Source organism: Paenibacillus sp. An7 (assembly GCF_009870785.1).
GTDB lineage: Bacteria > Bacillota > Bacilli > Paenibacillales > Paenibacillaceae > Paenibacillus.
Genome location: NZ_WTWX01000001.1, coordinates 333,031 through 348,198, shown reverse-complemented (window position 1 = coordinate 348,198; position 15,168 = coordinate 333,031). Strand labels below are relative to the sequence as shown.

General features: G+C 40.8%; 13 protein-coding genes. 7 read left to right on the top strand and 6 right to left on the bottom strand.

The annotated features are described in order from the left end of the window. Positions 1-70: 70 nt before the first annotated feature. From GQY27_RS01480 to GQY27_RS01470, 3 genes are all read left to right on the top strand, one after another. Positions 71-289: a hypothetical protein gene (locus tag GQY27_RS01480; protein WP_236570431.1), complete on the top strand. Its 219-nt coding sequence runs from the start codon at positions 71-73 to the stop codon at positions 287-289. Between the two features lie 57 nt (positions 290-346). After that, positions 347-811: a GNAT family N-acetyltransferase gene (locus GQY27_RS01475; RefSeq protein ID WP_160031737.1), complete on the top strand. Its 465-nt coding sequence runs from the start codon at positions 347-349 to the stop codon at positions 809-811. A 244-nt stretch (positions 812-1,055) separates the two neighbouring features. Then, positions 1,056-2,228: a copper amine oxidase N-terminal domain-containing protein gene (locus GQY27_RS01470; RefSeq protein ID WP_160031736.1), complete on the top strand. Its 1,173-nt coding sequence runs from the start codon at positions 1,056-1,058 to the stop codon at positions 2,226-2,228. A gap of 131 nt (positions 2,229-2,359) precedes the next feature. Here the strand turns inward: GQY27_RS01470 and GQY27_RS01465 are convergent, their stop codons facing one another. Further along, on the bottom strand, positions 2,360-3,091 hold the full coding sequence (locus GQY27_RS01465; protein ID WP_160031735.1) for a spermidine synthase: 732 nt from the start codon (positions 3,089-3,091) through the stop codon (positions 2,360-2,362). A 446-nt stretch (positions 3,092-3,537) separates the two neighbouring features. Here GQY27_RS01465 and GQY27_RS01460 point away from each other — a divergent pair, with 446 nt between their 5' ends. Continuing rightward, a complete protein-coding gene (locus GQY27_RS01460) occupies positions 3,538-4,326 on the top strand; it encodes a sulfite exporter TauE/SafE family protein (protein ID WP_160031734.1) in 789 nt (262 codons plus the stop codon). Positions 4,327-4,462: 136 nt separating this feature from the next. Here GQY27_RS01460 and GQY27_RS01455 read toward each other — a convergent pair whose 3' ends face one another. From GQY27_RS01455 to GQY27_RS01440, 4 genes are all read right to left on the bottom strand, one after another. Further along, the gene (locus tag GQY27_RS01455; RefSeq protein WP_160031733.1) at positions 4,463-6,358 is read right to left on the bottom strand and encodes a CotH kinase family protein; all 1,896 of its coding nucleotides are present in this window, start codon (positions 6,356-6,358) and stop codon (positions 4,463-4,465) included. Between the two features lie 19 nt (positions 6,359-6,377). After that, the gene (locus GQY27_RS01450) at positions 6,378-7,106 is read right to left on the bottom strand and encodes a DUF4956 domain-containing protein (RefSeq protein ID WP_160031732.1); all 729 of its coding nucleotides are present in this window, start codon (positions 7,104-7,106) and stop codon (positions 6,378-6,380) included. Between the two features lies 1 nt (position 7,107). Continuing rightward, the gene (locus GQY27_RS01445) at positions 7,108-7,821 is read right to left on the bottom strand and encodes a polyphosphate polymerase domain-containing protein (protein ID WP_160032025.1); all 714 of its coding nucleotides are present in this window, start codon (positions 7,819-7,821) and stop codon (positions 7,108-7,110) included. Between the two features lie 273 nt (positions 7,822-8,094). After that, a complete protein-coding gene (locus tag GQY27_RS01440; RefSeq protein ID WP_160031731.1) occupies positions 8,095-8,508 on the bottom strand; it encodes a hypothetical protein in 414 nt (137 codons plus the stop codon). Positions 8,509-8,794: 286 nt separating this feature from the next. Here GQY27_RS01440 and GQY27_RS01435 point away from each other — a divergent pair, with 286 nt between their 5' ends. Together GQY27_RS01435 and abnB are read left to right on the top strand one after the other, a co-directional pair. Then, positions 8,795-10,039: a purple acid phosphatase family protein gene (locus GQY27_RS01435; protein WP_160031730.1), complete on the top strand. Its 1,245-nt coding sequence runs from the start codon at positions 8,795-8,797 to the stop codon at positions 10,037-10,039. Positions 10,040-10,354: 315 nt separating this feature from the next. After that, the gene (gene abnB / locus GQY27_RS01430; protein ID WP_236570430.1) at positions 10,355-12,736 is read left to right on the top strand and encodes an arabinan endo-1,5-alpha-L-arabinosidase AbnB; all 2,382 of its coding nucleotides are present in this window, start codon (positions 10,355-10,357) and stop codon (positions 12,734-12,736) included. A 115-nt stretch (positions 12,737-12,851) separates the two neighbouring features. Here abnB and GQY27_RS01425 read toward each other — a convergent pair whose 3' ends face one another. Further along, on the bottom strand, positions 12,852-13,661 hold the full coding sequence (locus tag GQY27_RS01425; protein ID WP_160031729.1) for a DUF4184 family protein: 810 nt from the start codon (positions 13,659-13,661) through the stop codon (positions 12,852-12,854). Positions 13,662-13,762: 101 nt separating this feature from the next. Here GQY27_RS01425 and GQY27_RS01420 point away from each other — a divergent pair, with 101 nt between their 5' ends. Then, entirely contained in the window at positions 13,763-15,136 is a 1,374-nt protein-coding gene (locus GQY27_RS01420) for a DUF4179 domain-containing protein (protein ID WP_160031728.1), read from the top strand. Positions 15,137-15,168: the final 32 nt, after the last annotated feature.

The following is a 15,168-nucleotide window of genomic DNA, read 5'->3' as shown; positions in this document are numbered from 1 at the left end:
TAGCTTTATATGAATTCAGGCGTTAAACCTATGATAGACAAATAGTGTTTTAACAAAAGGAGGGGATATTATGGTTGCTGGTATTTTGTTAATGTTAATTATTGTACCTCTTATGCTGGTGATGCTGGGCTTGTATTATATTACGCTAGCGATATGGGAACTACGAGTAGGAATGGACAGAACAAGATATGTGAAATTGATGTTTGGAGGACTTGTTCTTGTAGTGATTGCACCTCTTCTGTTTATCATTTATTGGTATATAGGTATCATGAATCTTAAATTTATATAAAATAGCTTACTACAGGGATAACTTGGAGGATAACAACAGGAACAGGAGCGAAACACCATGGACATAAGAATCGATGATCTAACCGGACCAGAGATCACTAATTTAATTGAGGAACATTATAAGGAAATGCTGTCACAGTCTCCGGAAGAGAGTATGCATGCGCTGGATTTGGAGCGATTGAAGGAACCAGAGATTACCTTTTGGACGGCATGGGAAGGTAAGGAACTGCTTGGCTGCGGGGCATTGAAAGAACTTGATCCCTCGCATGGAGAGATTAAATCGATGCGCACTGCTTCCCTGCATACCCGAAAGGGAGTCGCGAGGCGAATCCTTGAACATATGTTAGAAGAAGCGCAAAGAAGAGGATACCATCAGGTCAGCCTGGAGACAGGCACGTTAGATAGCTTTAAGCCGGCAATAAATTTGTACATAAAATTAGGGTTCGAGTATTGTGATCCTTTTGCCGATTACGTAGAAGATCCATACAGTGTGTTTATGACGAAGCAACTGACAATGAGTTGACGAAATAAAGATAAAAGAAGTACGACACAAACATTAAAATGAAAGACTGAGAAAACAAAAGTAAGCCTGAGAAATCAGGCTTTTTGCGTTTTTTCAACCTAATACCGCATGTTTTCTTCGCACAAGTGTATGGGTGAAGAGAGTTAAAAGAATAATTAGATGTGAAAAAATGTTTAATTTACCTTAATTTATTGTAATTAGTATATAAGAATCGATTACATAACCCGCTAACAGGAGGAATCGTATGTCTATACGGAAGAAGAGGATTGGGAAGATCGTATTGCTGTTCACCAGTATGCTGATGGCAGGAATAGCTTTCTCACAAGTAAACGTTGCTGATGCGAAGAGTTCAAAAGTTTATGTAGAGGCAGGAGTAGAGACAGGAGATCAATATACCAAGCTTGAGGACCCGATCATTATACAGCAAGGTCGGATTTTGCTGCCTATTCGGGAGATTAGTGATTATCTAAGTCTGAACGTTGCCTGGAACCAGAAGACAAAGTCGGCTGTTCTGTATGGTGTGAATAAGGAAATTAAACTGACACATGGAAGCAAAACAGCGTACGTAGATAAGAAAAAAGTGCTGCTTGATGTACCTCTTCAAATGGAAAAAGGCAAAATTTACGTTCCGCTGCAGTTTGTTGCCTCTTCAGTCAAACAGAAAGTGACTTGGGATCGTACGAAAAAGACGATTCTCATCCCTAGAACCTATGCGAAGGGGACTGCGGATCAAATGACCTATTGGATCAAACTGACTACAGGAGAGTTATTCCAGGCTAAAAGTAATCAGATAGGAACAAAGATCGGGCAGGTCAGTAAGAAGTTTAAAACATTGAGGGAGTTTGAAGTGGAAAAGATCGCAGCAGGTACGTATTATTTACGGATGGAAGAGAGCTTTGGCATGGCAGGTACCGCTAGATACACGGGACAAGTACTCGTTAAAAATGGAAAAGTCCTTGATGAAGACAGCTTCTCATTCCAAGGATATTACGAGGATACAACACTTCATAAGTCACATGGAAATGTGCTGCTCACCAACGGGAAGCAGGCAAGATTCTTAGATAAGAATGGTACAGTAATTGCCTTATATAACCTAACAGACATTATGCAAAAAGATGAAATCTACATGGTGGAGCATTATAATCAGCGCATGCTGATCTTACGAGAGTATGCCTCGCAGCATCTTATTGTTTATAATGTACAGTCTGAAAAAGCGGCATACGTTCATGAACTTCTCACGCTTCCTGAAAGGGAAAGAGAGTATTTAGAACAGGCAGGATCTGATCGAAATAATGAAATAGAGAGGGATCATATTATCTTTTTTAACAGTATCATTGATGGCGTGATGACTTTTCATTATAAGAATAAATCGAACAACATGGTAAATACGTATACTCTTGATTTAAGTCAGATCTAATAAGAGAATGTTCATCTCTTTGCGATTAATGCTTTTTGTCACATTAGAACAAAAAAACAAACCGGCGTGATAAAACACGGCGGTTTGTTTGCTTGTATACTCGCAGGGTAGTTATATCCCTTACTATATCTCTATCGAGCAGATATTTGAGGTGATTTTATTTTACGAAAATGAGCCATCGATTTTTGCTGATACCGCAAAGGATGATAACCAGCAACGATAATCATATTCTTCGATCTTCCTAAGCCTCCTGCATATAGAGAAAAAAGATCAACTACAGGAAAAAGAGAGGAAAGAGATCGGTAAAAGGACTGTACGTAAGGATCCTGAGGTCCTCTTCCAATAATGTTCATCAGAAGGGTTCCATCTTCAGTTAGTTTATCGCAAGCCGTTTCAAAAAAATCTATCGTTGTCAGTTGCTCAGGAACGCCGCCTTCATGGAAAGCATCCACAACGATATAATCAAAACGGCCACTCGTCATCTGTTTTAGTAATGTATATCCATCCTCAATGAGAACGGGGGGACCCTCGTAGCCGAAGTATTTTTTACTCAAGTCGGATACTTTCTGGTCAATTTCTGAAATGACTACATATTTGTCACGCAAAGCAGAGGATAACGTACCGATTCCATGCCCAATCAAAAATACATCTTCGTAAGAGGGATTGTTCATTTCCATTAAATGCAGAATCGCTCTTGGATATTCAAACAAGATTCGCTCCGGCTGATTTAGATCAAGGATTCCCTGAATTGCATCATTGCCGAATTCAAGCACACGAAATCTGCCTTTTTCTCCGTATACCTCAGAAGTATCATAGACGTAAATGGGTCTAGGTTCCGTTTCTTGGTGTAAGTACTGTGTCATGTCTAAAACTCCTTTATCTATAGCCATCTTCTTATCTCACTATACCAACTTCTGTACAAGAAAATACAGTTTTATGTCATAATGGAGGATGGAATAGCAAAGGAAGTATAGATCAAGTTTATTCTCGCTTATTTTTGTTGGAGTCCGCTGAATAAGTAGAAGGTTCTTCGTACGTAACTCTTATTCCTAGAGCAGGATAAAATTCTTCTTTATATTCGCACTCTCCACAGGATTTGGTTACATGCAGTATGGTTAGCTTACTGGATAAAGGTTGCTTGCATTTGGGGCAATGCTGGCGAAAAAGACGGTTCAAACCGGTCATAGGTATCACCTTTATTCCTATTTATTTAGTTGGGATTATTATAACTTGCCTTTTCAAGTTTGTATAGTCATGTGTGTTGAGTAAATTAATTGATTGTGTTGTGAGCGAGAGGAGGGAACATCTTATGTTTATACTGCTTATGATCCTGCTCGGATTCATCGGTTCGTTTTTTTCAGGTTTGCTGGGAATTGGCGGTGCCATTATCAATTATCCGCTTCTTTTATTTATCCCGCCGCTTCTCGGGATGGGTGAATTTACAGCCCATGAAGTAGCTGCTATTAGTATATTCCAGGTGTTTTTCTCATCGCTTTCTGGAATCGTTGGGTATGGACTGCAATCTCGAAAAACAAAAACGAGCTTAATCCATTACTCTTTAGCTGCTTGGATGGGCACCAGTATATTAATAGGAAGCCTGCTGGGAGGATTGTGGTCTGCGCGCTTCGAGGAGCAAACGATTAACATCATCTATGGAATCCTTGCGGTACTTGCTGTAATTCTTATGTTATTCCCTGCAAGAGGCAAAGAAGAGATACAAAAGGTAGAAGAGATTACATTCCACCGATTTCTGGCAAGTTCGCTTGCTTTTGTTGTCGGTGTAGTTTCTGGTATTGTTGGAGCTGGAGGAGGATTTATCCTTATTCCGATTATGATGAAAGTGCTTCGAATACCGGTCCGAATTACGATTGCGACTTCTTTATCGATTGTCTTTGTCTCGGCAATTGGCGGTGTGATCGGTAAAATAAGCGGGGGAGATATTCCGATTCTTCCGATCCTTTTCACGGTTATTGGGAGTATCGCTGGTTCGCCTGTCGGCTCTTTGGTAGGTTCAAAAATGGACGTAAAGTATTTAAGATATGCCCTTGTCCTTTTGATTACCATAACGGCGGTAAAGGTATGGTCGTCTGTTTTATAATAATCGTTACATTAAAAAAAGACTGCTCACCGAAACCGAAAGGAAAGGTGAACAGTCTTTTTTGGAGTTGTTGTCATTTCTTTTTCAAGGTATCATTTCACGTTAAAAACCGTAATGTAATTTGACATTTTTACTACTAGAGTCGTTTACGTTTGTAGAAAGTGACGAAAAGACAAGCGAGTATGACAATGATTAGAGATACGGCAACCCGAATTAAGTCTTGTGTAGTACCTTGCTGCATATTTTGCTTAGCTCCATCCGCACCAGGGAATCCACCACCTCCCATCATGCCTCCTTCAGGACGTTCCATACCGCCGCCAAAACCATCTGGTGCTTCACCCATGCCGCCGCCGAAGCCATCAGGAGGTGTGATGCCATTCCCTTCTTCAACTTCTGCGTCTGGCTGAGCTCCATCAGTAGGAGTCGTTGTATTACTCTGCCCACCATTTTGGGTAGTTTTGTCTGATGGAATTTCTCCAGCAGGCGGCTGGTTTGCTGTATTAGATTGTTCCGTTGTAGCCCCATTTTCGGTTGCATTCTGAACAACGTTGTTTGCGGTATCAGGTGCTGTTTGCACATTCGCATTCTGTTTGCTAAAAGAAGCACCATCCGCTGCTGTTTCATCATCAGCAGTTGCACCACCAGTATTACCACCGGTAGCAGCGTCACCAGGAGCGCCAGCTGCATCTCCAGTATTACCACCAGGAGCAGCGCCACCGGCACCGCCTCTTCCTCCCATGATTCCACCCATGTCGAATCCACTACCGGAGCCGTCGCCAGAAGAAGGAGAGGTACCATCAAGCTGTTCAGAAATATCTGTGACTTGTGATGCATTGGTGGAGATCAAGCTCGTAACTCCTTTTTCAAATTCATCATAGGTATAAAAAGCATTCGGATCTGATTTTACATATTCCGCAATCATTGACTTAACTTCTTGCACTCGTGCAGTAAAGGTATCATTAGCAAGATATCCGTTGATCGCTTCGGAGAGGATCTGATGATACTGCTCCTTATACTCATCCACAGCAAGCAATTTTGCAATGAGCGGACGTTCTTCCAGAGCTCCTTGCGTTGGCTCATCGATATACAGACTATTTCTACCTAAGCCCCCAAAAGCCATATTGTAGTCCCAAGGAAGTATAGAGAAGACTCCATCTTCTTCATACAGATAATAGTTTTGTTTATTAGACCCAAGATAACTATCCGTGTTGTTCGTCAGAACGTTCAGGGCAATATATCCTAATGCATCCTCTATATCGATATATTTCTCGTAGTCTGAACCATTATTGAGTTCATTAAGCATGGCGATCAGTGCATCACCATCTGATTTTTCAGACTTCACTTCAAGACCCGTATACAGATCCGGATCATCACCGAGCCAAGTTAAATCGCTGCCTTTACCGGTCATTACACCTTTGTATAGTGAGCCATAGGAGGTCCCGAAGTTCCTCTCCAAATAGGATTCATCGATCTGCTCAACAGCAAGATAAAATCCCCATAGTTCATCATTAATATAGATATTAACGAAAGAATATTCAGGAGTAGGAAGACCCATTAAATCTGCTAATTCATAGGTCAAAAACTCCCGCATGCTGGTTGCATCACTATAGTTATTGTTTAAGTTGATTTTGCTAATACCTTCGAGTGTCTGATTCACATATTCATCAAAGGAAAGCTTGAAGCTGTAGCGATTGGAGTCTTCCATTTGAACAACAGAGCGAAGACTTAAATTCCCCTTCGTGCGAATACCGACATTTTCAAGTTTAACACCGTTGTATTCTACAATGGCGGGCTTATATTCTTCCGCACTGGCGTTGTCCAGCATATCTTGAAATTCATCTTTATCAATCGTTATTTTTACATCGACCACTTTGTCTTTTGGAAAAATGGTTTCTTCTATTTTCTGTGTTTTCTTGGATACAGCGGTTTCTGATGAATCCGTGGAAGAGGTCGAGCTGCCAAATTGGCAGCCGGCCAGAATCAGACAGATGGAGCAGAAGCATAGAAGAAGACGGGTCATTTTGTTCTTCATCTAGAGCACCACCTTATCTTTAGGATACATAGTCACCGTTATAGCTGATAAGCACCGCATTCTTAACACCTTGAATTCCAGTAAGCTGGTTAACAAAGCTGCCTTCGCTGTCCTTCAAACGAACTTCGAAGGTGACTTCAATGTTGCCTGCAGTAACGGTTTTTTGTTTAACGTTGTAGCGTTTTACGATGCCGACTAGTTGTTCGTGAATTTGTTTTTCCGTAGCATCGCTGTTGCAATTAACAACGAGAAGGTAAGGAGTATCAAGAGATGTTCTCTTAATAAAGAAGAAGAGAATAAGACCGATAATAGCGGAACCGAGAGCTGCAAGTGTATAGAATCCTGCACCAGAGACAATCCCTGCTGCCGCTGCCCAGAACAAGAAAATCAGATCTGTCGGGTCTTTAATCGGTGTTCTAAAACGAACAATGGACAGCGCACCAACCATACCAAGAGACAATACGAGGTTAGAGTTGATCGCAATGATGACCATTGCAGTTACCATCGTCATCCCAATCAGGGAAACATTAAAGCTTTTAGAGTAAAGCACTCCACTAAATACACGTTTATAAAGTGTGAAAATAAAGAGACCAATCAGAAAAGCGACCGCTAAACTGATGATAATTTCAGAAATACGAATATCGGATGTGAAGTTTTCCATCACCGATTTTTTAATAATATCTGTAAAATTCGTAGTGTCGGTAGTAGCTTGTGTCGCTGCTGCCGTCGTAGAAACTGTTGCTGACATCTTAATAATCCTCCCAAGTGTTAGACTTTAGAAATTTACGGCAAATCACATACTTTGAAGCCGATTGCCGGTTTAATCCTTCAAGCTGTAATGCAATCCGTATGTATTCCGGAATGTACTCATCAAATTTCACTTCCAGAATCATCAGATTTTCATCGATTGCCCTTACAGGATGTAAATCTTTGTTGAACATATCAAGAGAGTGCAGGCCGGTTCGAAGGTCCTTATCAAACGTAATCCTCACATTGCCATGGTGACAAACAAAGGGCTCTCTCACATAATCAACAATGACTTTTGGACGTAACATCCGATCCCGCATTTCATGATAAATTTCGTACATCAGCGGTTTTTCGGGAACATTCAGTACTTCGTAATCACCAGCGATAATGGATTCATACATTTCTCTTGTCAGGGATACTTTTTGTTTTGCGATGAGATCCCCTTTTTTTACTTTCTTCTCAAAATGAATGACCTTGTCTTCCACATTGTAGATTCGAATCCGGTATTTAGCCCGGTCCCGAACACCACCCAGTTTTTCGTGAAGAGCACGGTTGTCCATATCATCAAAGTACAAACTTCGAATGTGATACTCTCCGGTATCTCCTACATTCTCATCGTACTTTACAATGTTTCTAAGTCTTTGCCGCAGAATCGTATACTGATGCTGATTGATAAGAAACTTAAGTTCATTGCGGTACTTTACAGGTTTACTCAGCTGCACATGAGCTGGGGTGAGCATAATTACACCTCTCTTTCTAGGGTAGATTCCACAAGTTACGCAGCTAACTTGCATCTGATTGTTTTCGGCTTGAGACCCATCTTACTTGGACTGTGTGAACTGTATTTGAACTGAACCTTAAAAATAGATGAATTTTACATTCTCATTACAAAAAGAATGAACAATGTTAATGATTGTCAAATGGAGTGCATAAAAAAAGACGGCCGACCACAAGGGTAGACAGTCTCACAATTTTCTTGATTATGAAGATTAAAGACGTTTCCGTTTATACAGATGTACAAATGCGGAGGCTAATAGAAGGAAGATGATCGATACTACAGAGGATATGAAATCGGTCATTGATCCTTGTTGTATCTTTTGTTGATTAAAGGAAGGAAAATCCTCTCCTCCACCACCTGGTGGAAATCCCATGCCTCTTTCAACACCCCCTCCAGGAAATCCTCCGCCAAATCCTCGATCTTGGCCGGGTACCCGGCTTTCCTCCGCACCATCTGGATTGACAGACGGCATGGTCTGTTCAGGGGTGTTTGCATTCTCAGTAGTAGGAGTGGTAACAGCCGCTGCAGTAGCAAATGAAGAGGACGAACTGCCGTATAGACTAAGGACCAGAATCAGACAGATGGAACAAAAGTATAAATGGAGAATAGAGTATTTGTTTTTCACAGAAGAGCACCACCTAATCTTTATAGTATAAGACTTTCGGCAGATCCCTTCTTCAAGGTGAATTGCCGCTTCAAACGAAACGAAATAAATGAAAGTATAATAAACTTGTGTGAACTGAATTTGAACGGAACCTTAAAAACGGATCAATTTTACATCGTACCCATAAAACTACGTAATGAATTAGGTAAATGTTCGTTTGACTTCTAGTTTCATTCGGGTGTATCTTAGCAAACAGCTGCAGTTACTATCTCAGACTTTAAGTTACGTTATGGAATGGAGGAAGGAGATGAACCGAAAGGATACAATGTGGATTATCATATTTGCTGTAGTCATTGTTGCGGCTGTGCTAGGTATGCAGTGGTACTCCAAAGGGGATTCAAATACAAAAGAAAATCCGGTCGTAGTAAGTACGATAAGCGAAGATTCTACGACTAGCCGTGCGTTTACTTGGCAAACGGATAATCCGAACTTGTCTGCAAAACTTCAGATTGTAAAAGGGAAGGACACCTCTTTTGAAGGGGATGAAATCTTGAATTTCGAAGGAACAACGACGTCACTTGTGCTGGATAACGGGGCAACGGTCGGAGTTCATAAAGTAGAGGCAACTGGGCTAACACCGGGAAGCGTATATCAATACCGTGTAGGAGACGGATCAGAGGAAGGATGGAGTGATCCACTTACTTTTGAAACCGCTCCAGAAGAAGAGGATTTCTCCTTTATTTATGCTACGGATTCGCAAGGTGAGACGCAAAGTGATTTTGAACTTTGGAAAAATACAATGGATCAAGCGTTTACCATGTTTCCCGATGCCTCGTTTGTCGTTCATGCGGGAGACTTTGTGGAAGATTCGGGGTCTGATGATGCATGGAACTATTTTCTAGAAGAAAGCACTTCCTGGATTAGTCGTATTCCGATCGTGCCTGTCATCGGTAATAATGATGTGATGGATGATAAGTTTGAGCGATTTGCTTCTTACTTCTACACGCCAGATAACGGTGCATCTAAATTAAGAGGAACAGAAACCAACTACTCCTTTGATTATGGCAGTGCCCATATCGCTGTACTCAATACCGAAGGAAGTATCAAGCAGCAGACAGAATGGCTCAAAGAAGATTTATCAAGTACAGATAAAGAGTGGAAATTGGTAGCGATGCATCGTCCAGTATATGGCGGAAACATGTATAAGAAAATCCAGGACTGGGCGGAAATCTTTGATGAATATGAGGTAGATTTAGTTCTGCAAGGCCATAATCATGAGTATTCGAGATCTTATCCGCTTCAACAAGGAGAGATTACGGGAGATGGGTCTGATCTGATTCGTAATCACGAAGGAACCGTATATGTGGTTGCGAATGCAAGCGGTCCTAAATTCAATGAGAAAAAAGAGGATCAATTTTACCACAAAATTCATTTCCAGAATAATAAACAAATGTTTGCAGGAATCACGATTCGAGGTAAGACTCTGACTTACCAGGCTTATGATGTGGATTGCAAACTGTTAGATGTGTTTAGTATTGAACATGAAGAATAGTATAATCTAATGAATATAACGGCTGTTTTGATAACGATTCTGCGTATTACTGCAGATTGTTCCGAAAGAGCCGTTTTTTATTTTATTAATAGATGAATATAAACGGACTATACACCACTTATTTTCTTCGTGAAAAGAAGAATATATAATTTGTAAGGGTTTCCATTTTTATATTGAAAGAATACATCATGAGTGCTATCATTTAACAAACAGCTAAATAGATTTACATAATTATTAAGCATATCAATTCTGTGAGCGTTTCACCTGTGAAGTTGTGTATTCCCCTATTTTGTACATGAAAAGGAGAGGGTAACGTTGTATCCATTATTCAAGCGAAGTAAGAAAGCAGCACTGCTCACGACAACCTTGACGGTTTTGTTTAGCGTCTTTGGTTCTACAGGAGCGATTTCTGTTAGTGAAGCGAAGGGGGCGAATGAGCAGGCGAGTCCTGTTTTTCAAGAAGCATCTGTTCATGATCCGTCCGTAATCAAAGTGGACAATACGTTTTATGTTTTTGGTTCCCACCTTGCCGCCGCAAAATCTACAGATCTAATGAGTTGGAACTTGATTGATTCGGGAGTAAAAGACGGCAATAAACTCATTCCGAATGTAACGGAAGAACTCAAAGAAACTCTCGCCTGGGCACAGAGTGATACACTTTGGGCAGCGGATGTCATTCAACTCGAAGATGGACGTTTTTATATGTACTACAATGCTTGTAAAGGGGACTCTCCGAGATCTGCACTGGGTGTAGCTGTAGCGGACAATATCGAAGGTCCTTATAAGGACGAAGGTATTCTGTTGAAGTCAGGTATGTGGGATGAGATCTCAGAAGACGGCACAATTTATGATGCTACAAAGCATCCCAATGTAGTTGATCCTGATGTGTTCTACGATAAGAATGGGAAGTTGTGGATGGTATACGGATCCTATTCAGGCGGAATTTTTATTCTTGAAATGGATCCAAAGACAGGTAAGATCTTGCCTGATCAAGGATATGGCGAAAAATTAATTGGCGGTAATCACAGCCGTATTGAAGGACCTTATATTTTGTATCATCCGAAGACCGATTATTATTACATGTACTTATCTTATGGCGGACTTGACTCTGTTGGCGGATACAATATGAGAGTTGTTCGTTCCAAGAACCCCGATGGTCCTTACCTTGATGCAGAAGGCAATGATATGACTCAGGTCAAAGCAGATCCATCTCTGCCGCTCTTTGATGATCGTTCCATCGAGCCTTTCGGCGTGAAACTAATGGGGAACTTTCAGTTCACAAGAGAAATGGGTGACCCTGGATCAGGTTCCGGTTTAGGTTATGTATCTCCGGGTCATAACTCTGCTTATTATGATGAAAAGACAGGCAAATCATTTTTAATCTTCCATACTCGTTTCCCGAACCAAGGCGAGGGGCATGAAATCCGTGTACATGAGATGTATATGAATGCAGACGGCTGGCCTGTGGTAGCACCTTATCGTTATACAGATCAGGAATTTAAGAAGAATATCAATGCAAATGATGTTCAAGGCACCTACCAAATCATCAATCATGGTAAAGAGATTACGAATGTCATTAAAACTCCGTCAAAAGCGGTGTTTGACAAGAAAGGTAAGATTACAGGTGATGTGAAGGGTACTTGGAGTCTTGGGAAAAATGGGGAAGCGGTTGTGGATGTGGATGGTGCACAGTATAAAGGCGTCTTCTCCAGAGAGTGGGATTCATCCAAAGAACAGACGGTTATGACGTTTACCGCGCTTTCCAACCAAGGTATTGCTTTATGGGGTAGTCGTGCGGAAGAACGGAAAGATAAAGATGTGGTAGCTGCTGTGAAAAAAGATCTATCGATCGGCGATACGACTGCCGTATACCAAGATCTTGTGTTACCCATTAAAGCTAGTGAAGACAGCACAATCAGCTGGACTTCGTCTAATAAAGAAGTTATTTCTAATACAGGGGTAGTGAAAAGACCTGCGGCTGGTAAGGGGCAAGTAGCGGTCCAACTTATCGCAAAGATAGAAAAAGGAAAAGTCACAGGGACAAAAACGTTCAACGTGACGGTTCTGCCCGAACTTACAGGGCCCGTCATTGCAAATTATAATTTTGACGACGTACAAGGAACGAAAGTAAGCGATCAATCTGTAAATGGACTAAATGGAGTGCTTCAAGGGGGCGCAATGCAGCTAACTTCAGGTAAAAAAGGTGCTGCCCTACAGTTTAATGGAAAAGATGGTTACGTGCAGGTACCAGGACTCGTTACCGATGCTCAAGATTTCACATTTACTGCATGGGTGAAATGGAATGGTGGAGGAGACTGGCAGCGTATCTTTGATTTCGGAGATGGGCTTGGAAAACACATGTTCCTGACTCCATCTCAGCATACAGGTGTACTACAATTCACGATTCATAACGGAGTTGATCAAAGTTTGCTGTCGCAAGCGAAACTTCCTCAGAACGAATGGACGCATGTAGCCGTAACGCTTGAGGGGAATACCGGTACGATGTACGTGAATGGACAGCCGGTTGCTACGAATAAAGAAATGACGTATAACCCGAAAGACTTGCTTGCTAACGAAGCTTACCTCGGTAAAAGCAGATTTGCAGCTGATCCCTACTTCAACGGAAGTTTAGATGAGGTTAGCATCTATAATCAAGCCTTGAGCAAGGAAGAAATTCAGAGTCTAATTTCAAAATAATAAATTTTCAAAAGCACATTAAAAAGCCGTAAGATGCATGGACTGGTTCTCACAGATCCATCTATCTTACGGCTTTTTTTAATTTTACATTATGTTTGAACCAAATTGATTCGCTTTATTGTCTCTTTTGAAATGGGGAAGGCCCCCAGAAAAGATAAACAAGTGATAAAAGCAGAAAGCCGAGAATGACGGAGTCTATCATTCGCACGACAAGGATTCCATAATCGGATAAAGATATCGGATCCATCAGTATCCATAGCACGAATATAACGATCATCAGAACCCCGAGAGATAACCAGTACCTCCACTTCTTTGAATTGAAATGTAATGAATTCGCAGAGATCCGCACTTCGCTCGGGTGCTTCCCTAAACGGCTTAGAGAAACGAGAAATATAATGGTTAAACCAAACAAAGTACTGCCATGCTGCAATATTTTATAAACGGGAAGGTCATACGTAGAAATGGATAAGGTTTCTTGTAAGAGACTCCACCTTAAGACCATAAACCCTCCTTGATGTGTAAACGAATCCCAGATCACATGGGTTGCCATACCGAGCCAAGCGGAATATATAAAAACAAGGACCCGAATCACCCTTGGATTCCGTGGATGTTCTGACTTCGGGGGTGAAGGTGAACATGAAGAAGAAGACGAAGAAGTGAGAATAACCTGCACATAAGTAGGAAGATTGTTGAATATAGGAGGATATACAATATACCGATATGCCAGATAAGTTAGGACAACGAGGAAAAGGTTCAGCGTTATGAATCCAATGATCGTATGACCAATTTCGCCGGAAGGTCTACCCCGCAGGAAATACTCGAAGTCGGGTGCCATACTCCCAAGAACAAGTGCGGGAAAATGAAGATAAGTTTTGTTTCGAACGAAAGGAAGTACAGCGGCTGGATGAGCAAAGGTGAGTGGCATCGATGTTCCTCTTTCTTTTTTATTTAGCTAACTTTATGGTTTTTTAGACGTTAACTATGTGTATGGTTTAGCAATAACTAAAGAAATGGCGGGAAGTACATATGAAAGACGAAGTGGAAGAACAGAATGTAGCACAAATCATGAAAAAAGTATCGAATGACTCTTCTAAAAGTCAACTTCCGGAATCAGATACCGCGAAATTACCTAGAAACAGCAAGAAACCTCGAAATAGATGGTCAAAACGATTGTTTTATATCACTGGGTTCACCGTTGTATTTCTTTTGGCCATTCTCGTACTGGAGAGGAATGGATTATCACAAGAGGATAGGATCTTACAAGAAAAGTTATCAGGTAAATTAAGCTATTTGGATCTGATACGAAAGGACTATACACTGAATAATGCGGTGAAACATGATTTGTTGCAAGATGTACATATCACAGATACAGACGGAGATTATTCACTTAGCATTGATGGTCTTATAGCTGATGAGAAAAAAGTGGTTATTTTGTACACGATAACTGCACTTAATCAACCAAGTAGGAAAGATTCTTCTCTTAGGTATGAAGTACTTGATGGGGAGAAAAATCATCTTAGTAGCTATAGTTATGCAGCTCCACTTTCGGTCTATGATAAAGAAAAAGCTGAAAAAGTGCTGGTAGATGCCAGTTTGTTAGACATCACATGGTTTCCAAAAGGGGCAACCACGCCCGATACATTAATTTTAAACATTGAACTCGATGATAAAAAATTTAGTGTGACTATTCCAAATGATCAGAGTCGTTATGTTGGTATGAAGAAAACATACCAACCTGAACAAGCTCTTACTATTGGGAATCAAAAATTAACGGTACATGAAGTGGTTATTACTCCGCTTGTAGCTTACGTAAGAATCTCAGCAGATCCGCTGAATACTAGAAACATCAATGGAATGATTTCCTTAGCTCTGATGAACGAAGAGGGGAAACACTATCCAAGCCGAGGTGGAACAGGAGATCTCATGTGGCCGGAAGGTTTAAATGAACGATTTATCAGTAGCTACTTCGATTCCTCACCAGTGTCTTTGGTGTCAGAGGGGGCATACATTTCGGATAGCAATAAAAAGTTAGTTATTAATACAGATACAAAAGAAACCCTGCTCGCTCCAAGTGAACATATAACCCTCTCGGAAGCCATTGTAAAGGATGAAGAGATTGAAATTTCAATTCTGACCAAAGACATTGATATACCTATTCCAAATATATATAGATTTTTTACGCTGTTAAGCAGTAATATTGCGTTTACAGATGCATCAGGAACTGAATTTATGATACTTGATATTTCGAAAACATCATCGCATAGTGATGGTGAAAAGGAAGAACAAACCTTATACTTTACGATCCCGAAAGAAGATTACGAGCAGCCGCTGACTTTTGAAGTCCATGAGTATCCGGGTTTTGTGAAAGAAAAAGTGAAAATTCTGCTTGATTCAAAATAGATCATTTATAGGAAAGAGTCACAGCTTGTTCT